Annotated in this window: 18 protein-coding genes; 9 read left to right on the top strand and 9 right to left on the bottom strand. The window is 61.7% G+C overall.

The window, feature by feature from the left end; all coding sequences use genetic code 11:
- The first annotated feature begins 436 nt into the window (after window positions 1-436).
- Window positions 437-2,824 (top strand): TonB-dependent receptor plug domain-containing protein, encoded by a 2,388-nt coding sequence (locus tag V3W27_RS13830; protein WP_330206839.1) that lies wholly within the window; start codon window positions 437-439, stop codon window positions 2,822-2,824.
- Window positions 2,825-2,865: 41 nt separating this feature from the next.
- Entirely contained in the window at window positions 2,866-4,230 is a 1,365-nt protein-coding gene (locus V3W27_RS13825; RefSeq protein ID WP_330206838.1) for an APC family permease, read from the top strand.
- On the opposite strand, the gene V3W27_RS13820 is transcribed toward V3W27_RS13825, so the two are convergent.
- Window positions 4,227-4,688: a DUF3574 domain-containing protein gene (locus V3W27_RS13820; RefSeq protein ID WP_150368014.1), complete on the bottom strand. Its 462-nt coding sequence runs from the start codon at window positions 4,686-4,688 to the stop codon at window positions 4,227-4,229. The genes V3W27_RS13825 and V3W27_RS13820 overlap by 4 nt on opposite strands.
- A 479-nt stretch (window positions 4,689-5,167) precedes the next feature.
- Window positions 5,168-6,079, bottom strand: coding sequence for an AraC family transcriptional regulator (locus V3W27_RS13815; protein WP_330206837.1), 912 nt, complete (start codon window positions 6,077-6,079; stop codon window positions 5,168-5,170).
- A gap of 103 nt (window positions 6,080-6,182) precedes the next feature.
- On the opposite strand from V3W27_RS13815, the gene V3W27_RS13810 reads away from it, so the two are divergent.
- The 5 genes from V3W27_RS13810 (at window position 6,183) to V3W27_RS13790 (ending at window position 10,631) form a co-directional block, all read left to right on the top strand.
- Window positions 6,183-6,728 carry a carboxymuconolactone decarboxylase family protein gene (locus tag V3W27_RS13810; RefSeq protein WP_047599763.1) on the top strand — a complete coding sequence of 182 codons (546 nt, stop codon included), beginning with the start codon at window positions 6,183-6,185 and terminating at the stop codon, window positions 6,726-6,728.
- A gap of 64 nt (window positions 6,729-6,792) precedes the next feature.
- Window positions 6,793-7,863, top strand: a complete 1,071-nt coding sequence (locus V3W27_RS13805; protein ID WP_330206836.1) for an acyl-CoA dehydrogenase family protein — start codon at window positions 6,793-6,795, stop codon at window positions 7,861-7,863.
- Window positions 7,860-8,702 (top strand): ABC transporter ATP-binding protein, encoded by an 843-nt coding sequence (locus V3W27_RS13800; RefSeq protein ID WP_330206835.1) that lies wholly within the window; start codon window positions 7,860-7,862, stop codon window positions 8,700-8,702. Before V3W27_RS13805 ends, V3W27_RS13800 begins: the two co-directional genes overlap by 4 nt.
- The gene (locus tag V3W27_RS13795) at window positions 8,668-9,867 is read left to right on the top strand and encodes an ABC transporter substrate-binding protein (RefSeq protein ID WP_330206834.1); all 1,200 of its coding nucleotides are present in this window, start codon (window positions 8,668-8,670) and stop codon (window positions 9,865-9,867) included. Before V3W27_RS13800 ends, V3W27_RS13795 begins: the two co-directional genes overlap by 35 nt.
- Window positions 9,867-10,631, top strand: a complete 765-nt coding sequence (locus V3W27_RS13790; protein WP_330206833.1) for an ABC transporter permease — start codon at window positions 9,867-9,869, stop codon at window positions 10,629-10,631. The genes V3W27_RS13795 and V3W27_RS13790 overlap by 1 nt, the downstream gene beginning before the upstream one ends.
- Before the next feature lie 767 nt (window positions 10,632-11,398).
- Here the strand turns inward: V3W27_RS13790 and V3W27_RS13785 are convergent.
- Window positions 11,399-13,780, bottom strand: coding sequence for a DUF3772 domain-containing protein (locus tag V3W27_RS13785; RefSeq protein ID WP_330206832.1), 2,382 nt, complete (start codon window positions 13,778-13,780; stop codon window positions 11,399-11,401).
- A 172-nt stretch (window positions 13,781-13,952) separates the two neighbouring features.
- On the opposite strand from V3W27_RS13785, the gene V3W27_RS13780 reads away from it, so the two are divergent.
- Window positions 13,953-14,531 (top strand): DUF4337 domain-containing protein, encoded by a 579-nt coding sequence (locus V3W27_RS13780; protein ID WP_003224278.1) that lies wholly within the window; start codon window positions 13,953-13,955, stop codon window positions 14,529-14,531.
- Between the two features lie 66 nt (window positions 14,532-14,597).
- On the opposite strand, the gene V3W27_RS13775 is transcribed toward V3W27_RS13780, so the two are convergent.
- From V3W27_RS13775 to V3W27_RS13760, 4 genes are all read right to left on the bottom strand, one after another.
- Complete coding sequence (locus V3W27_RS13775; protein WP_330206831.1) at window positions 14,598-15,434, bottom strand: PhzF family phenazine biosynthesis protein; 837 nt, start codon at window positions 15,432-15,434, stop codon at window positions 14,598-14,600.
- Window positions 15,435-15,502: 68 nt separating this feature from the next.
- Window positions 15,503-15,937 carry a GNAT family N-acetyltransferase gene (locus tag V3W27_RS13770; RefSeq protein ID WP_330206830.1) on the bottom strand — a complete coding sequence of 145 codons (435 nt, stop codon included), beginning with the start codon at window positions 15,935-15,937 and terminating at the stop codon, window positions 15,503-15,505.
- A 105-nt stretch (window positions 15,938-16,042) separates the two neighbouring features.
- Window positions 16,043-16,768: an alpha/beta fold hydrolase gene (locus V3W27_RS13765; RefSeq protein WP_330206829.1), complete on the bottom strand. Its 726-nt coding sequence runs from the start codon at window positions 16,766-16,768 to the stop codon at window positions 16,043-16,045.
- Between the two features lie 100 nt (window positions 16,769-16,868).
- Window positions 16,869-17,792 (bottom strand): LysR family transcriptional regulator, encoded by a 924-nt coding sequence (locus V3W27_RS13760; protein WP_330206828.1) that lies wholly within the window; start codon window positions 17,790-17,792, stop codon window positions 16,869-16,871.
- A gap of 271 nt (window positions 17,793-18,063) precedes the next feature.
- Between V3W27_RS13760 and V3W27_RS13755 the strand changes: the two genes are divergently transcribed.
- Window positions 18,064-18,660: a DJ-1/PfpI family protein gene (locus V3W27_RS13755; RefSeq protein WP_096797689.1), complete on the top strand. Its 597-nt coding sequence runs from the start codon at window positions 18,064-18,066 to the stop codon at window positions 18,658-18,660.
- Between the two features lie 31 nt (window positions 18,661-18,691).
- Here V3W27_RS13755 and V3W27_RS13750 read toward each other — a convergent pair whose 3' ends face one another.
- Together V3W27_RS13750 and V3W27_RS13745 are read right to left on the bottom strand one after the other, a co-directional pair.
- A complete protein-coding gene (locus V3W27_RS13750; protein ID WP_081730283.1) occupies window positions 18,692-18,850 on the bottom strand; it encodes a DUF2986 domain-containing protein in 159 nt (52 codons plus the stop codon).
- A 48-nt stretch (window positions 18,851-18,898) separates the two neighbouring features.
- Entirely contained in the window at window positions 18,899-19,231 is a 333-nt protein-coding gene (locus tag V3W27_RS13745) for a low molecular weight protein tyrosine phosphatase family protein (RefSeq protein ID WP_096797690.1), read from the bottom strand.
- Between the last annotated feature and the right edge of the window lie 168 nt (window positions 19,232-19,399).

Below are 19,399 nucleotides of genomic sequence, written 5' to 3'. Positions count from 1 at the left end.
TCACCCCGATCAACCTGTAGGAGTGAGCCTGCTCGCGATGAGGGTAGAACATTCAACTTCTTCAGTGGCTGATACACCGCTATCGCGAGCAGGCTCACTCCTACAAAAGATCTTTGGCTGATCTTGAATTAGTGGGTGTTAGTTAGGGTTTAAGTGTTTGCCCAGCAACACTTGTGTTGCTCTAAAAACAAATAATCCGCCCGATCTAACCTAAGTGTTATTGGTTCTTTTACGGCAAGCCTCCGCCCATCTAGCATCGGCGTTCAAGGGGAAACAACTAACTTTGGGGATTCTGCGCTTAACCAACTCAATACGTTTAACCAGCCTTCACCACCTTCCTGATTTCTAAAACTACAGCAGACATTGCCGTGCATTGATTGCCGAACCTTTATTGTCGGCAACGGCCGGGTATTAGCTGCGATAAAGGAGCTGTCCCATGTATCAGCGTTCCCGTTCATTACTGGCCATCGCGGTGGTCGGTGCGATCTGGCAAGTTCCGGCGCAAGCCGAAGACACTTCCACCCGCGTTGACGATGACACACGGCTGGGTACCGTGCTGGTCACTGGCACCCGTGGCACTGCTCGCACGGTTCTGGATTCTCCAGTGCCGGTGGACGTGTTGACCGCCGCCGATCTCAAGTCCACCGGCGCGGCCGACGGTGAACTGGGCCAGGCGCTGCAAACGTTGCTGCCATCGTTCAGCATGCCGCGTCAGTCCAACTCCGGTGGCGCCGACCACGTGCGCGCCGCACAGCTGCGCGGCATGAGCCCGGATCAGGTGCTGGTGCTGGTCAACGGCAAGCGTCGTCACACTTCAGCGGTGGTCAACGACTCGTCGAAAATCGGTCGCGGTACGGCGCCGGTGGACTTCAACTCGATCCCCATCAGCGCGATCAAACGCATCGAAGTGCTGCGCGACGGCGCCGGGGCGCAGTACGGTTCCGATGCGATTGCCGGGGTGATCAACATCATCCTCGACGACGCGCCCGAGGGCGGAGAAGTGTCCACCAGCTACGGCGCGTTTCACACCCATCAGGACGCCATCGGCAGAACCACCACCGACGGCCAGAACAGCGTGACCACCGCCAAGATCGGCACGCGCCTGGGCGAAGAGGGCGGGTTCATTCGTGGCGGCACCGAGTACAAAAATCGCAACCCGACCAACCGCGCCGGTTTCGATGGCTTTGCCGATACCCCGGACCAGCGCAATTACGTGATGGGCGACGGCCTGGCGCGGGACGTCAACCTGTGGTTCAACAGCGAGCTGCCGCTGGCCGGCGGCAAGGCTTACAGCTTTGGCACCTACAATCAGCGCCATACCACCGGCGCCGAATTCTATCGCTACCCCTACGAGCAGCCGCAGTTCTACCCCAACGGCTACCTGCCGCAGTCGCTGGGCGACAACAAGGATGTTTCAGCCACCGCCGGCTTCAAGGGCTTGATCGGCGAAGACTGGGACTTCGACAGCAGCGTCACCCATGGCCGCAACCGCTTCGACGGCTCCACCCGTCGCACGCTCAACGTCAGCCTCGGCGAGGACTCGCCGACGAAATTCGACACCGGCGATTACGAGCTGCGCCAGACCACCACCAACCTCGATTTCAGCCGCGAACTGCGCCTCGGCGGACGCTCGTTCGTGCTGGCGCTGGGCGGCGAATATCGCTACGAAAACTACCTGACCTACGCCGGTAACGAGGCCTCCTACATTGGCTCCGGCGCTGACGGTGCCAACGGTCTGCGCCCGAGCGAAGAATCGGACCTGGACCGCAACGTGTTTGCGACCTACGCCGAGTTGTCGGGCGATTTCACCGAGCGCTTCTTCGTCGACGCCGCCACGCGTTGGGAACATTACGACGATGCCGGCAGCAAACTCACCGGCAAGCTCAGCGGTCGCTACAAACTGACCGAGCAGTGGGCGCTGCGCGGTGCGGTGTCGAACAACTTCCGCGCGCCGTCGCTGGCGCAGAGCGGTTTCCAGAACACCACCAGCAACTTCGGCGAAGGCGGCACGCTCACCGATATTCGTGTGCTCTCGGTCAACGACCCGATCGCCCGCGCGCTGGGAGCCGAGAAGCTCGATCCGGAGACCTCGAAGAACTTCAGCCTCGGTCTGACCTTCCAGCTCAACGAACGCTTCGACGCTTCGCTCGATGTGTTCCGCATCGACGTCAAGGACCGCATCACCCTGTCGCAGCGCATCGGCAGCGACGCCATGGAGCAATACATCAACGACAACTTCGGCGTGGCCGGGGTGCATGACGTCAACTTTTTCACCAACGCCGCCGACACCAGCACCCACGGCGCCGAACTGGTGCTCAACTACCATCAGCCACTGTATGAAGGGCAACTGGGCTTGACCACCGCGTACACCTACAACCACACCAAAGTCACCAGCACCAAAGGCACACCCTCGCAATTGACGGCGTTGGGGATCGGCAACGATGCACTGGTCGGCGTTGAAGAAACCAACACCCTGACTGACGCCGCGCCCAAGGATCGTTTCGTGTTTTCCGCCAACTGGGCCAGCGAACACTGGGGCCTGCTCGGGCGTCTGACCCGTCAGGGCGAGACCACTCGCGTATTCGATTTCGGTGACTCGCAACCGGAGCAGACCTACGGCGCGGTGTGGCAACTGGACGCCGAGGTGACCTACAAATTTACCCCGAAATTCAGCGTCGCCCTGGGCGGCAACAACCTCACCGACAACTACCCGGAGCGCTCCGGCTCGGCGATCAACTATGGCGGCAACCTGCCGTATGACGTGCTGTCGCCGATTGGCACAAATGGCGCGTACTACTACGCCAGCGCCACTTACGGCTTCTGAGCCGAACCGCCACGGACGGCGGATTTTTTGCGGAACTCTGCATGAATAACTCCAACGGTCCCAAGCGTCACCTGCCGGTAATGCAGGCGTTGCTGATCACGTTGGGCATGGTGATCACCACCGACATCCTCAAGACCGCGCCGACCGTGGCGCTGAACGTCGGGCCGGCATATTTCTACTGGGTCTGGGTGCTCGGCGGCCTGGCGTCGATGGCCGGGGCGTTGTGCTTTGCCGAAATGGCCACGGCATTTCCACATCCTGGCGGCGACTATCACTTTCTGCGCACGGCCTATGGCGAGCGCATGGGTTTCCTGTTCGCCTGGTCGCGTTTTTCGGTGATGCACACCGGCTGGATCGCCTTGTCGGCGTTCATGTTTGCCGACTACGTCAATGCCGTGGTGCCGCTCGGTCGGTACGGCTTGGGGCTGTTTGCTGGCGGGGTGATCGCCGCGATGGTGCTGCTCAATCTGACCGGCAAGCACATCGGTTTCATCACCCAGACCTTGTTGGTTGGCTTGTTGGCGCTGGGCTTTCTGAGCATCGCCAGCGCCGGGGTGTGGCTGGCGTGGCAGGGGATTGAAGCAGCGCCAGCGAGCGTTTCGGTTGCGCTGGAAAACACCGGTATGGCCGGGTTTTCGACGGCGATGATTTTCGTGTTTCTGGCGTTCGGCGGCTGGAGCGATGCGGCGACCTTGTCGGCGGAAGTGCGCGATGGACGACGCGGAATCTTCATCGCCATGCTCGGTGCGCTGACGCTGCTGATGGCGATTTATCTGGCGCTGAACTGGGCGTTTGTGCGAGGCCTGGGATTCGCTGGACTGGCGGCGAGCAATGCACCGGCGGTGGAACTGTTGAACCGTGCATTCGGCGCGCCGGGGGTGCTGCTGATTCTGCTGATGGTGGGCATCGCGGCCATCGCTACCATCAACTCGACCTTGCTGGTCGGCGCCCGCACCACCTACGCCGCTGCCCGCGATGTGCCGCAGTTGCGTCGCTTCGGCGAGTGGCACGAACGCGACGGCGTGCCGCGCAAGGCCTTGCTGGCGGAGGGCGCGGTGGCGTTGTTGCTGGTGCTGTTCGGCAGTTTCACCCAGAGCGGCTTCAACACCATGGTCGAGTACCTGACCCCGGTGTACTGGCTGTTTCTGAGCTTCAGCAGTCTGGCGCTGATCATTCTGCGCCGGCGTTTCCCTGAGGTGCCGAGGCCGGTGAGGGTGCCGTGGTATCCGCTGTTGCCGCTGCTGTTTTTCGGGTTGTGCCTGTACATGCTCTATTCGAGCGTGACGGTGGTGGGGTGGGGCGCATTTCTGGGGATTGGCGTGTTGCTGGTCGGTGCGCTGCTGCTGGCGGGATTGAGCCGCGTGGCGTCGACGCCTCGGCAAGCTCTGGGGCAGATCAGCGATTAAAACGAAACGTCGGCCGGTTGCGACAGGCGCAGTACCGACAAGTCCCCGGTAATGCGTTTGTACGCCAGGCGAATCGCCTCGATGTTGCCGGCGTTCTGCGGATTGTTCTCGTGCAGGATCACGATCACTTTGGTGCTCAGCCGCTCCGGCTCCTTCGCCCCATGATCACGCCACTGTCCGTACGCATCGAACACGGTGAAACCGTCGGGAAACCGCGACGTCACTTCCTTGTCGAGAAACTCGCGCCAGCGCGCCGGACTGACCGCGCCTTCCTTGCCATCCACGGTGCCCACCGAGAAGTACAGCTCGGTGCGGATCCATTGCGCCTGTGCCGGACGCGTGGCGTCGCCTTGCAGGGTTGAACTGGTGGGGTCATGGGTGTGAACGGCGGCAGGCGGCGAGCTGGCACAACCGGCGACAGTGACGAACAGTGCGGCCAGTAACAGGCGTCTTTGCATGAAGCATCCCTTTTTATGAGTTGAGTACAGGGGCGCAATTATAGAGGGCGAGGTTAATAGCGATAAAAGATTAAAAAATGGTTTTGTGGTTGATTAGTGGAATAAGGAACGAACCAAGCCAGGATGCCAAATGTACCGCCGCCTTCGCGGGCAAGCCCGGCTCCCACAGGTCTCGTGGCGTGCACAAATCCCGTGATCCACACATCTCCCCCGTGGGAGCCGGGCTTGCCCGCGAAAGCGCTGGTTCAGTCAATAAAGATGTTGGATGCACCAGCGCCATCGCTGGCAGGCCAGCTCCCACAGGTTTTGTGGCGTGCACAAATCCCGTAATCAACACATCTCCCCAGTGGGAGCGGGCTTGCTCGCGAAAGCGCCGGTTCAGTCAATAAAGATGTTGGATGTACCGCCGCCTTCGCGAGCAAGCCCGCTCCCACAGGTTCTCGGTGCTTTCCAGCAGCGACGGCGTACTAACGCGTCGCTCAGCGCCCCTCATGCTGCTTGCGATAAGCCCCCGGTTGCACCCCCACCGACTTGGCAAACGCTCGGGTAAATGCGGCGATCGACTGATAGCCCACGGCCGCGCACACCTGTTCCACCGTGTGATTGGCCCGCAGCAACTGGCAGGCATGCCGAATGCGCAACGCCAGCAATACCTGCCCCGGCGATTGCCCGGCCAGTTCGTTGAAGCGTTTGAAAAACGCCGAGCGCGACAGGCCGATACTCGCCGCCATGCTCTCCAGCGACCACGGCAATTGCGGTTGTTCGATCAACTGGTCCAGCAACGGCGCGAACTGCGGATTGCGCGCCAAAGCCACGAGGCCGCCGAGGTTCTGGTTGTCGGCCATCTGTTGGCGCAACACATACAAAAACAGCAGATGACTCAAGCGTTCGAGCAGCGCCGAGGAGGGCGCCGGCAAGCGTTCGCACTCTTGCAGGATCAACTCGAACAAGGCTCGCGCCGCGCTCGAAGAAGGATCGCCCGCGCGCAGGATGATCCAGTCCGGCAGGCCTTCGATGATCAGCGACGACAATCCCGATTTGAAATGAAAGAACCCGCAGACCAGCCCGACACCGTCTTGCGCTTGGCTGTCGAGCGCGGTCATGGCTATGCGCGGCAGCGTTTGGGCGAGGGCCGGCTCTTCGGCGCTGGAGAGGCGGTAATTCAGATCCCGCAGCAGGAACACTGCATCCCCGGTGTTCAGCGGAATTGGCTGCTCCTGCCCGACAATGTGCAGCCAGCAACGGCCCTGCACGATCAGGTGAAAACTGGCGCGCGCCAGCCCGTGCGTACTCGCATGCCAGCCACCGCAATAGCGCCCGACGTGAAACAGGCTGGCATCGAGTTCGAGGCTTTCTAATAACCAATCAACCAGGGGGCTGGACGAAATCATCTAATGGAAACACTCAGGAGCAAGTAATCGCTACTTTAGAATATGGATCGAAATTTTTATAACCAACAGACTGGCCGGACACTCAACAGCAGGAGTCCACTCCATGTCGCGCGTCACTCTTCACACCGTGCAAAGCGCTCCCGAAGCCGCCAGACCGTTTCTGGAAAACGCTCAGAAGAACTCCGGATTCATTCCGAACCTGCTGGCCGTGCTGGCCAATGCCCCGGCCGCGCTGGAAACCTACGTTACGGTATCGGCGCTCAATGGCAAGTCCGAACTCAGCCTTGCCGAGCGCGAAGTGGTGCAACTGATTGCGGCCACCAACCATGGTTGCGATTTCTGTGTCGCAGGTCATACCGCCGTGGCGCTGAATAAGGCCAAACTGCCGCCGGAAGTGGTCAGTGCGCTGCGTGAGAAAGCCACCGTGCCCGTGGAAAAACTGGAAACCCTGGCCGCGTTTGCCCGCGAAGTGATTGCCACCCGGGGCAAGGTCAGCGACCAGACCTTCAACCAGTTCAAGGCTGCCGGCTACACCGAAGGCAATGCGCTGGAAGTGATCCTCGGCATCAGCCTGGCGACCCTGTGCAACTTCGCCAACGTGTTCGCCGACACGCCGCTCAACCCCGAGCTGGCGCCGTATCGCGCGTAATCGGCCAGCGCTTCAGGCTGCATCGTCTATGGTTGATGCGGCTGCGTACAAGGAGAGAAACGACATGCTCAATCAGGCATTGACGCAATGGCTGGAACACAACGCCCAGGCCCTGGATGCGGGCGACGGCGATCCACAACAGGTGCTGACGCAACTGGCGCAGGCCGGCGTGCTACGGGTCGGCATCAGCCCGGCGCTGGGCGGCAGCGGTGGTCACGTAAGTGATGCCGTGGAAACCCTGGCTGCCGTCGCCAGCCATTCATTGGCGGCGGCGTTTGTGTTCTGGGGCCAGCGGGCCTTCATCGAATATCTGTTGCACAGCCCCAACGCGGCGCTGAGGGAAAAACTGCTGCCGGCGTTGCTCCGCGGAGAGCTGGCCGGGGCTACCGGTTTGTCCAACGCGATGAAGTACCTGTCGGGCATCGAGGCACTGCAAGTGCGTGCCGCCCACACCGCAGACGGCTGGACCTTGAACGGGCGCCTGCACTGGGTGACCAATCTGCGCAAAAGCGGTTTCGTGGTGGCGGCGGCGATCGAGCACGAGGAGGGCGGTTCGCCGTTCGTGCTGGCGATCGCCGATGACGCTGCCGGCGTAAAACGTTCCGCCGATCTGCAACTGATGGGGCTGCAATCGAGCAACACGGCTGCGATCGATTTCGCCCAAGTGGCGGTCGGACGCGAATGGCTGCTGCATGAAGATGCGCGCAAGTTTCTGCCAGCGGTGCGCCCGGCGTTCCTCGGCTTGCAGTGCGGCATGGCGATTGGTCTGGCGCGACGGGCGCTGGCCGAGGTCGAAGGACATTTGCAGGACGGCCGTTCGATTCTGCTGGAGCCGTTGCAGGAACAACGCGAGCAACTGGCGCAGAGCGTCGATGCGCTCAAGCAAGGTTTGCACGACGGGCGTTTCCTGACCCAGCCGGGCGCCTTGTTCCAGATCCGCATCGCGCTGGCCGAATCCGCCGCCAACGCCGTGCAACTGGAACTGCAATCGAGCGGCGGCAAAGCTTATCTGACCGAGCACGGCAGTGGTTTCGCCCGGCGCTGGCGTGAGTCGGCGTTCGTGCCGATCGTCACCCCGAGCCTGGTGCAATTGCGCGCCGAATTGCAGCGGCAGAAACGGGAAGCGACGGCATGACGGCGCCGGTGCTGGAAGCGCAGGGCATCCGCCTCGGCTACCCGCGAGAGCAGGGCTGGCACACCGTGCTGGAGCACTTCGACCTGCAATTGCAACCCGGCGAAGTGGTGACGATTCTCGGCCCCAGCGGTGTCGGCAAATCCAGTCTGCTGCGAGTGCTGGCGGGTTTGCAGGCACCGCAACAGGGTCGGGTGAGCCTGCTTGGCGAGCCACTGACCGGCGCACATCCAAGGGTGGCGGTGGCGTTTCAGGACCCGAGCCTGTTGCCGTGGCTGACTTTGGAAAAGAACGTCGCCTTCGGTCTCGATTTCGCTCGCCAGCCGCACCTCACGGCCGAGCAGCGCAAGGCGCGGATCGACCACGCCATCGCTGCGGTCGGCCTCGAACACGCGCGGTTGCAGCACCCGGCGCAGTTGTCCGGCGGCATGGCCCAGCGCACCGCGCTGGCGCGGTGTCTGGCCCGTCAGCCGCAGGTGCTGTTGCTCGATGAACCGTTCGGCGCGCTGGATGAAATCACCCGCGCCGACATGCAGCAGTTGCTCCTGCAACTGATTGCCGAACACCACACCGCTGCCGTGTTGATCACCCACGACATCGACGAAGCCCTGCTGCTTTCCGAGCGGATTCTGCTACTGGGTAACAGCCCGGCGCACATCCTCGGCGAGTGGCGCATCGACCTGCCTCAGCCGCGTGCCGAGCTGGTCGAGGAACTGGGCGCGCTGCGCATCGACATCCTCAAAACCCTTCGGCGGGCAAGCCGCAACCCCCTCACTCAACCTGTGCCCGCTACGTCGGAGATTGACCATGTGCCTGGACGACTTCACTCACACACGTCGTGACTTCCTCAAACTCAGCGCGCTGCTGACCGCTGGCGGCGCGTTGCCGCTGCTCAACAGCCTCAACGCCCGCGCCGCGTCCGAGCCGAACGCGCCGGTGCGCATCGGTTATCTGCCGATCACCGACGCCACGCCGTTGCTGGTCGCGCACAACAACGGCCTGTTCGAGGTCGAAGGCATTCAGGCCGAGCGCCCGGTGCTGCTGCGCAGTTGGGCACAGGTGATCGAGGCGTTCATTTCCGGGCAGGTCAACGTGATTCACCTGCTGTCGCCAATGACCGTGTGGGCGCGTTACGGCAGCAAGGTGCCGGCCAAGGTCGTGGCGTGGAACCACGTCGGCGGCTCGGGCCTGACCGTGGCGCCGGGCATCACCGAGGTCAAACAACTCGGTGGGCAATCAGTGGCGATTCCGTTCTGGTATTCGATCCATAACGTGGTGGTGCAACAGCTGTTCCGCGACCACGGTCTGGTGCCGGTGAGCAAATCGGCGAGCGCCGCGCTGGCGCCGAACGAGGTCAATCTGCTGGTGCTGCCGCCGTCGGACATGCCGCCGGCCCTGGCGAGCAAACGCATTGCCGGCTACATCGTCGCCGAGCCGTTCAATGCGCTGGCCGAGGAACTCAAGGTTGGCCGGGTGCAGCGGTTTACCGGCGACGTCTGGCGCAATCACGCTTGCTGCGTGGTGTTCATGCATGAGCAGGATCTGAACAACCGTCCCGAGTGGTCGCAGAAAGTGGTCAACGCCATCGTCAAGGCGCAGGTCTGGACCCGCGACAACCGCGCCGAGGCGGCGAAACTGTTGTCCAAGGACGGCGCCAATCGCTACACGCCGCACGCGCAACCGGTGCTCGACCGGGTGCTGTCGCCGGCCACTAGCGACCGCGAGCAGTATCTGGCCAGCGGCGCGATCCAGCACAGCCATTGGGACGAGCAGCGCATCGATTTTCAACCGTACCCGTTCCCCAGCTACACCGAAGAACTGGTCAAACGTCTGAAGGACACGCTGATCGAGGGCGACAAGGGTTTCCTTGCCAACCTCGATCCGCAGCAAACCGCCCGGGATCTGGTAGACGATCGCTTCGTGCGTAATGCCATTGCTACAGTCGGCGGGATGAAGGCATTCGGATTACCGGAAAGCTTTGATCGCAGCGAGGAGTTCAGCCTCTGATGCGTCAGCGATCTTCTTCGACCGTTCATGGTTTGTTGGGTGTGGCGGGGCTGTTGTGCCTGTTGCTGCTGTGGTGGCTGGGCGTACACGTGTTCGGCGGCAACGACAGCCTGGCGCTGCGCTTTTCACCCGAGGCAACCCTGGCGAGCCTCGGCGAACTGCTGCTGCGCCCGGAGCTGTACGAGCATGTGCTGGTCAGCCTGAAGCGGATTCTGGTCGGTCTGCTGCTGGCGCTGCTGATCGGCGTGCCACTGGGCTTGATGATCGGCAGCTACCGGCATCTGGAAGCAGCGACCACGCCGGCGTTTCAGTTTCTGCGGATGATTTCGCCGCTGTCGTGGATGCCGGTGGTGGTGATGCTGATGGGCGTTGGCGATCAGCCGATCTACTTCCTGCTGACCTTCGCCGCCGTGTGGCCGATCCTGCTCAACACCGTGGCCGGCGTGCGCCAGCTCGACCCGCGCTGGCTGCAACTCAGCCGCAGCCTCAGCGCCACCCGCTGGGAAACCCTGCGCAAGGTGATCCTGCCCGGCGTGCTCGGCCATGTGCTGACCGGGGTGCGGCTGTCGATCGGCATTTTGTGGATCGTGCTGGTGCCGTGCGAGATGCTCGGCGTCAGCGCCGGGTTGGGCTACTTCATCCTCGATACGCGTGATCGACTGGCGTATTCGGAACTGATGGCGATGGTGCTGCTGATCGGCGTACTGGGCTTTGCCCTGGATGCGTTGGCGCGCTGGCTGCATCGGCGCTGGGCGCCGGCCTGAGGCTCATCGCGAGCAGGCTCACTCCCACAATGGATCAATGACAGGCATGCATTCCGTGTTCAGCGCAGAGCCCCTGTGGGAGCGGGCTTGCTCGCGAAAGCGGAGTGTCAGTCGCCGGAGATTTTGCCTGTGCCGGCGTCTTCGCGAGCAAGCCCGCCCCCACAACGGATCAATGGCAGGCATGCATTCCGTGTTCAGCGCAGAGCCCCTCTGGGAGCGAGCTTGCTCGCGAAAGCGGAGTGTCCGTCGCCGGAGGTTTTGCCTGTGCCGGCGTCTTCGCGAGCAAGCCCGCCCCCACAACGGATCAATGATAAGCATGCATTCCGTGTTCAGCGCAGAGCCCCTGTGGGAGCGGGCTTGCTCGCGAAAGCGGAGTGTCAGTCGCCGGAGATTTTGCCTGTGCCGGCGTCTTCGCGAGCAAGCCCGCTCCCACATTGGATTAATGACAGGCATGCATTCCGTGTTCAGCGCAGAGCCCCTGTGGGAGCGGGCTTGCTCGCGAAAGCGGAGTGTCAGTCGCCGGAGGTTTTGCCTGTGCCGTCGTCTTCGCGAGCAGGCTCGCTCCCACAAAGGATCAATGATAAGCATGCATTCCGTGTTTAGCGCAGAGCCCTTGTGGGAGCGGGCTTGCTCGCGAAAGCGGAGTGTCAGTCGCCGGAGATTTTGCCTGTGCCGTCGTCTTCGCGAGCAAGCCCGCCCCCACAACGGATCAATGGCAGGCATGCATTCTGTGTTTAGCGCAGAGCCCGCTCCCACAGGGGGGGCTGTTACGGGGCGGAGGCTGGTTTCGCCAGCGCAATCCCCGCATCCCCCAGTCGCTTGAGTATCTCGAACAGCAGGTCACTCTTGGTCCCGCCGACAATCCGTGGGCTGCCGACGTAGCCGGTCACCGTCAAGGTGATGCCATCCGGCGACAGCTTGCTGAAGCGCACGTACGACGCCGGTTTGTCGAGGATGTTTTCGTTTTCACGGTAGGTATTCAGCAGCAGTTCCTTGACCTGTTCGGGGTCGATGTCCAGCGGGAACATCAGCTCCAGGCTTGCCACCCCCTGGGCGCTGCCGCCGAGGGTGACGTTGCGCAGGTTCTGCGAGATCAGTTGCGAGTTGGGCACGATCACGATCGAGCGGTCGCTGAGTTGGATTTCCGTGGCGCGCACGTTGATCCGACGAATATCGCCTTCGACGCCGCTGATGCTGATCAGGTCGCCGACTTTCACCGGGCGCTCGGTGAGCAGGATCAGCCCGGAGACGAAGTTCTTGACGATCTCCTGCAAGCCGAAGCCGATCCCCACCGACAGCGCACTGACGATCCACGCCAAATTGGTCCAGCGCACGCCCAGCGACGACAAGGTCAGGAGGATGACCGTGGCATAACCGATGTTGGAAAACAGCGTGCTCAACGACGCGCACATGCCCGGATCCATGTCGGTCTTGGGCAGGAATTCATTGTCGAGCCAGCGGCGCAGGGCGCGGATCAGGTAGATGCCGATCAGCAACGCCAGCACGGCATTGATCAGATGCGCCGGGACTATGTTCAGCTTGCGCAACCCGGCGCCACCAAGAATGCCCATGACATTAGTGGTCAATTGCCCGAACGTGGTGCCAATGCCACCGACGAACAGAGTAATCACTGCCAGCAACAGCAACCCGGCACGGCTGGCACCGGACAGTACAATCGAAATCTGCTCCAGCCGCCGGTCGCCCATGCCCAGGGTCTGCTTGATGGTCTTGCCGGCCGAGTAGCGCGGCGAGAACAGGTATTCGCAGGCGTCCTTGACCACTTGAACCAGCAGATAGAACCCGGCCAACACGATATAGGCCCAGACCAATTCATAGGTGACGAAGCGGGCCAGCGATACGTAGCCGGTCAGCAATGCCAGCGCCGACACGCACATGCACACCGTGGCGATGCTGTAGATCGCCCCGGCAAACGTGCTGCCGGCCTCCGGTTCATTGGCCGTGAGCAACGCCTTGCGCACTTTGCCGACGCGCCACAGCAGCGGCACCAGAATCACGATCACCACGATGGCGATCACTCCGCGCTGGGCGATCACGATCTGGCTGCTCATGCCGGTGGCGTTGCTGACTTGCACCAGAGTCACCAGCACCAGCAGAGTGGCAGCGAGAATCCTTGGATAGGGCCGCAATGCCAGCGCCACCGAGTCGGCTATCGCCGGCAGCCGCCATGAAGGATGCTGAGTCGACAGCAGCGCGCGGCTCAGCGCGGTGATCAGGACGCAGGCGTAAACGGCTTTTTCGAACTCCTCGGAAAAAGTCTGCAGCATGGGCGTCAGTGGTTCGTGGCGGGTGCAGGCGTAGAACAGCAGATGCAGGGCGATGGCCGTGGTGCCCAGGGTCGCCAGCGCCGAGGCGAATGCCAGCGCGCTGCGGCGCAGGCGACCCTCCGGCATGCGGTGGATGCACAACCAGGTCAGCCCGCGCTCGGCGAGTCGGCGGCCGACCGTCCAGAAAGCCAGCGCCAGCAGCACCAGCACACAGGTGAAAAAGCGCTGCCCCGGTGCCCAGACTGTGGCCCAGGTGATGCTGACCTGATCGATGAAAAACTTCAGGCGCTGACGATCATCCGGCTCCGGCACCACCAACGGCGACCAGAAGTCCGGGCTCAGAATGCTGTCGGTGCGCAGCGTCAGTTCGCTTTCGAGCAGTGTGCGGCGGATGCCGGCGATTTGCGTGATCAGCTCGGCGGCGCTTTGTTTAAGCGCGGCAAGGCTTTTGAGCGTGGCATCGACCTTGTTTTTCTGCTCGTTGAGCTGCGCCCGTTGCGCGGCAATTTCCGCCTGTTCGGCGGCAATCTGCGTATCCGGCGCCGCGCCGAGCACCCCCAGTTGCACCGCCAGTTGTGCCTGCTGCGGCAACAACGACGCCGACAACCGATCGACATCCAGAATGAACGTCTGCACCCGGTCCTGCGGGCCTTCGAGCTGGTTGTAGTTGTTGGCGGCGGAAATCTGCTGCTTCAGCCCGTCGAGGCGCAATTGCAAGGCTTGCAGATCACTTTGCGAGACCTCCACCAGCGGCGCCGCAGTGGTCGCCGAGGGCGCCGGCAAATCCGCCGCCCACAACGCCGAACCGCCCGGAGCGAGCAGGAGCAGCGCGACAAACAACAATGAGTTCAATGTGTTGCGCATGAGAGGGGCCGGTTCTCGTTGATCACACAAGCTATGAGGTTAGGTGATCGAACCGGGCGCGGCGGAAAATTTCGGGGGGAGCAGGACGGGGGCGCAGCGTGGCTTGCGTGTTTCGCTGTGGTTGTCCTCATAATGCCGCCCATTTCCCATCACCCACCCAAGTTCGACAGCCATGCCTGAAGAGTTCGAAGTCCCAAGCCCCCACGAGCAACACATCGAGCACACCACCCATCATGCCCATGCACAAGGCGATCGCTTCGCCAGCAAGATTGCGGTTATGACGGCGATCATGGCGACCGTCGGCGCCCTGATGAGTTATCAGGCCGGTTCGACGGAAAGTGAGGCGGCGATGGACAAAAACAACGCCGCTATCCAGAAGACCGAAGCCGCCAACGAATGGAACTACTATCAGGCCAAGTCCAGCCGGCAGAACCTGTCGGATCTGGCCAGTCATCTGCCGGGACTGGATTCCGCACACTATGCTGCCGAGGCGCGACGCTACGGGGAGCAGAAAGAGGAGGCGCGCAAGAAGGCCGAAGTACTTGAGCAACAGGCTCGCGAGTGGGAGGAAAAGTCAGAGCAGGTGCTGCATCAGCATCACCGCTGGGCCCAGGCCATGACGGCGATTCAAATCGCCATTTCACTGGCAGCCATTACCTTGCTGACGCGCAAGGAATGGCTGCGGCGCGTCTCGTTTGGCGCCGCCGGTGTCGGCGTCATGTTGGGATCGCTGGCCTGGCTGCATATTTGAGCGCCTTGGACTCCGGCACGGGGCAGCGTTTATCGCGGGATTAATCACCCCGGATTCCATGGTTCATCAAAAGACCACCCGGCCGGAAATGCAGTGCTGAACGGCTCCGCCCACCCAGACGGTGCCGTCAACGCTTTCGATGTGCAGTCGGCCGCGGCGGCCCATGGTGGTGCCCTGGCTGACGGTGTAGCGCTCGCTGAGGATGCCCGCGCCGATCAGCCACTGACCCAGGCTTGCATTGAGGCTGCCAGTGACGGCGTCCTCGGTGCATTCCTCGCCGATGAAGGCTCTGACTTCCACATCCGTTTCAGCTTCAGACCCCGACCACGGCGCAATAACGCCGACATTCAGCCCCTGCAGCGCCGCGTAATCAGGCTTGATCGCCAGCACTTCTTCGCCACTCGCCAGCAACACGCCCGCCCAACCCGGGCCGTTGTCTACCCATTGGCTCGCGCGGATCTGCCCGGTGGCGAGGCCGAGTCCTTGTTCGATCAGGCGTAGTGTCACTGCCTCCAGCGGTCCGCTGCGCACCAGCGGTGGCGCGGAGAAGGCCAGTTGCAGGCCTTGCTTGCGTACCCGAATCAAACCTGCCGAGCACTCCTGAATAATCTCGACATGCTCAGGGTTGTCGTTGTGGGCCAGCCACACTTTGCAGCTGCCCAGGGTGGGGTGGCCAGCGAAGGGCAGTTCTCGCAGCGGGGTAAAAATGCGTACGCGGTAATGCGCTCCCGGCGTTTCGGGCTTCAGCAGAAAAGTGGTTTCACTGAGTTGCGTCCAGCGGGCAAACGCTTGCATCTGCTCGGTTGTCAGCTCATCGGCATTCACCACCACTGCCAGTGCATTGCCTTCGTAGGGGTGATCGGCGAATACATCGACTTGTTCGAATTGCAGAGCGCGTGGCATTGAATGTCCTTATAGGTTGAATCAGAAGGTCTCGTATGCGGATGGATTCGGGGCAAGGCTGCTGACCGTCAGGTGCCTGTCCATGACATTTCGATATGCGTGTCCGTCGTGCCAGTCTGGCGAAAGCCCAGTCGTTCATAGAGCTTCTGCGCCAGAGTGTTCGTGCGAAAAACGCCCAATTGCAATGGCACTTGACGTGCAGCGGCTTGCAGCTGAAGGTTCTTCAGAATGCGCGAGCCAATGCCCTTGCCTTGGTACTCGGGCGAAATAGCGATGTTCTGAACATGGATTCGATCTTCCTTGTCCAGAATCTGCACATAGCCAACAATCCGGCCGTTTTGTTCAATAACCGAAGTGGCTGCGCAGGCGAATTCCGTTGCGAAATTTGCGCGTTGCCAACTCTCATCCCAGCCCCATATTTTCTCGATGTGTTCGCGGAAGACTGCTCGATGCAAGTCGAAGAGGGCTGGCTGGTCGCTATCGGTGGCGGGGCGTGCGGTCATGCTGGTCTCTGATTTGTGCTTTTGACCTGGTGAGGCTAGTGGCTGCAACAACAAACGGCAATTCGGATCGATATGCCGCGCAGCATCTGACTGGCCCAAATACACTCAAAGCGCCACCCGCTGCAGAAACTTCCTGACCTCCAGCGAATACGCCCCCGGATGGGAAAACCTGAACATATGCCCGGTCCTCGGCATGACGACTTCCTGCGCTGCCTGTATCCCTTTCAGCAGGATCCCCGCAGCCTCTCTGCCGATCAGCCTGTCTTCCTCGGGCGTGAGGATCAGCGTCGGCACGTCGATCTTTGCCAGCAGGGCGGTGTAGTCGACGGTCTCGATCGAGCGCACGCGGCTGACGTAGGCCTTGTGTGGGGTTTGCTTGATGAAGAAGGCGCGGCTGTTGGCGGTTGACCAAGGGATTTCGCCTTCCTTGTCGAACGACGAAGCCAGTTGCGCGGCGTGGAAGCGCAGGGTGGTCTGTCGATAAAACGGCCCGGAGAAGAACGGCGCCAGCGCGGCCAGCGTTTTCAGCAGGGGCGAGGTGATCGGGTTTTTGGCGAAACCGCCGGACAGCACCAGGCCCTTGAGGCCTTTTGGCTGGCGCGTTGCAACCGCGATCGAGGCGACCGCGCCGTAGGAGTCGCCCACCAGCACGTAGCATTCGAGATCTTTCACTTGATCAACGATGAAGTTGGCGAGCGTTTCCAGATCAGCGACGTCGTCCGGTAAGCGCAACGTACGCATGGCGCGGTGCTGCAAGTGGCTGAGTTGGTTGAGCTGCCACGGCGCACCGGCGAAGCAAGGGACCATGACCAGCGTGGGCTCGGTTTGCATGAGAATTCCAGGAATGTTGAACGGATGTCCGCACTCTAAGAGCACCGAGGCGCGCGATCCAATGGCATTGGTGCAGCCTCTCGATGCACGAGGTCGATCATCAGTCGCCGATCAGCATTCTGGTGATCCATTCAACCGCCGGCTCGTTGGCGCGCCCGCGTGCGCGGACGACAAAGACCTCCCAGGTGGGCAGCGTCAGGGGCAATTCGAACAGGCTCAGTTGTGCGGTTTCCTGCATCTGCAAGGCGACACGTTCGGCGACTACGGCAATCGATTCCGATGCGCCGATCATAAACGGTACCGCCAGAAAACTCGGGCAGGTGACGCTGACCTTGCGGCTGCGACCGAGCTGTTCCAGCGCGTCATCGACAGCGCCCCGCGCGTCGCCCCGGGGCGAAATCAGAACGTGCGGCAGACGCGTGAAGTCATCCAGTTCCATATGCAAATGCTTGCCGCGCTTGACCAATGCCGGGTGCCCTTTGCGGGCGATGCCGACGAATCGCTCCTTGTGCGCGAGCTGGCAATCAAAGCGTTGCGGCACTTGCGCAAACGAACCAGAACCCAACACCAGGTCGATCTCGCCGGCGTCCAGTTGGCGCATCGCCGACTCGCCATCCACCGGCCCGAGTTTCAGCACCACCTCCGGCGCCGCAACCTGAATTTCCGCCAGCGCCGGGGCGATGACGGTCAGCACGGCGTGATCGGTGGCCGCTATCCGCAGTGTCGCCTGCAGACGCGCTGGATCGAACGGCCCCCGTGGGCTGGCGACCAGCCGCACCGATTCGAGCACCGCCGCCACTCTGGGCATCAGCTCGATGGCCAGCGGCGTCGGTGCCATGCCGCGAGGGTTGCGAATGAACAACTGATCATCAAACGCCGTGCGCAAACGCGACAGGGCATGGCTGGTGGCCGACTGCGACAGATGCAGGTGCTGCGCCGCACGACCGACGTGCCTTTGCGCCCAAAGCGCCTCAAGCACCACCAGAAGATTGAGGTCGAAACGCGTCAGATCCAGCGGCTTCATGGGGTGTTGGCCTTTTCATCATTCGATGTTCGCCACTTTCCTACAGCCACTGGCTGAAAGCTACAGCCCGATCTTTCCTGGCAGGCATGCAGGCGTGGTCGTCTGAGAAGGTATAGGGCGAGACGACGCGGTTGTTCAGCCGTCCTTTCCGTGGCGCGTAGGCGGTGTATTAAATGCCCGTCGATGTCGCCTGCAATGTACCCATGACAATTTTTTGATTGTGATGAGCGGCAGATTTTACGATGAGTCATCGCCCATTTAGAGACTCACCATGCACATCGCCATCCTGACCTTTGAAGGCTTCAACGAACTGGATTCGCTTATCGCGTTCAGCATTCTCAACCGCGTCAAACAGCCCGATTGGCGCGTGTCGATCGCGAGCCCGACGGAAAAAGTGCGCTCGATGAATGGCCTGGTAATCGAGGCTCAGGTGTCATTGGAGGAGGCGAGCGACGCGGACGCGGTGTTGGTGGGCAGCGGAAGTCTGACCCGGGATATCGTGGCGGATACCGAGCTGATGGCGCGGCTACGGCTCGATCCGCAGCGCCAGCTCTTGGGCGCCCAGTGCTCGGGCACGCTGATCCTGGCAAAGCTCGGCCTGCTCAATGACGTCCCAGCCTGTACCGATCTGATCACCAAGCCCTGGGTGGAGGAGGCCGGTGTGGCGGTGCTCAATCAGCCGTTCATGGCCAAGGGCAATGTCGCCACCGCTGGCGGTTGCCTGTCTTCACAATATATGGCGGCCTGGTTCATCGCCCGCCTGGCCGGTGTGGAGGCCACCCGCAACGCGTTTCATTATGTGACGCCCGTTGGCGAAAAAGAGCTCTACATCGATCGGGCGATCGCGAACATCGAGGCGTATCTGTAAAGCACGTTTAATCGACGCCTGAAGCAGCGAATCAGCTCTCACGGGTCTCAACCGGTTCGGCCGCCGCTTCGGCAGCCAGTTTCGCGCGGTCGGCCTTGCTGATGTACTTGGGCTTTTTCGGCGCCAGTTTGGCGCTGGCCTTTTTGGCCTTTTCCTTGAACAACTGCTGCAGTTTCTTTTGGCGGTTCATGTTTCTACTCAATTTGAAAGTACGGTGATGAGGATGGCAGCCTGAGCACTAAGCCCGAGGCTCGAGATAAGGCTTCACGGCGTCCTCAAGAATGTCCACCAGCTCGGGATCCATGAAGCGATAGTCATCTGGAATATCCAGCGTGTGGATCGGCTTGTGCTCAAGTAATCGGGCGTATTCGGCTTGCAGGCGATTGAGGTGCTTGCGTTCCATGACAAAGATGACATCGGCCCAGCGGATATCCGCCGGGCCGATGGGTTTGCGTGCGTTGGGGCTGGTGCCTGCCGAGCGGGCTTCGAAACCGGGTCGACGGCGCCAGATCGCCTCCGCCGTCGGACTGCGCCATTGGTTGCGGCTGCACACGAACAGGAGATTGGTCACACTTGATCCAGCAATTGGCGGGTGGTGCGGATGGGATAGTTCATGCCCAGTTGGCGCGCCCTGGCCAGTTTGTCAGTAGCCGCAGTAATACGAGTTGTGGGTATGGTAAGCGTGAATCGACGCAGTGGCTAGGTGGTTGAGCCGTTGAAGCCTTGCCTCTGCAGCCAC

The sequence above is a fragment of the Pseudomonas sp. AM14(2022) genome (assembly GCF_036346455.1).
In the GTDB taxonomy this organism is placed as follows: Bacteria; Pseudomonadota; Gammaproteobacteria; order Pseudomonadales; family Pseudomonadaceae; genus Aquipseudomonas; species Aquipseudomonas putida_A.
The sequence above is the reverse complement of the archived record's forward strand: the minus strand, read 5'-3'. Positions and strand labels throughout refer to the sequence as shown.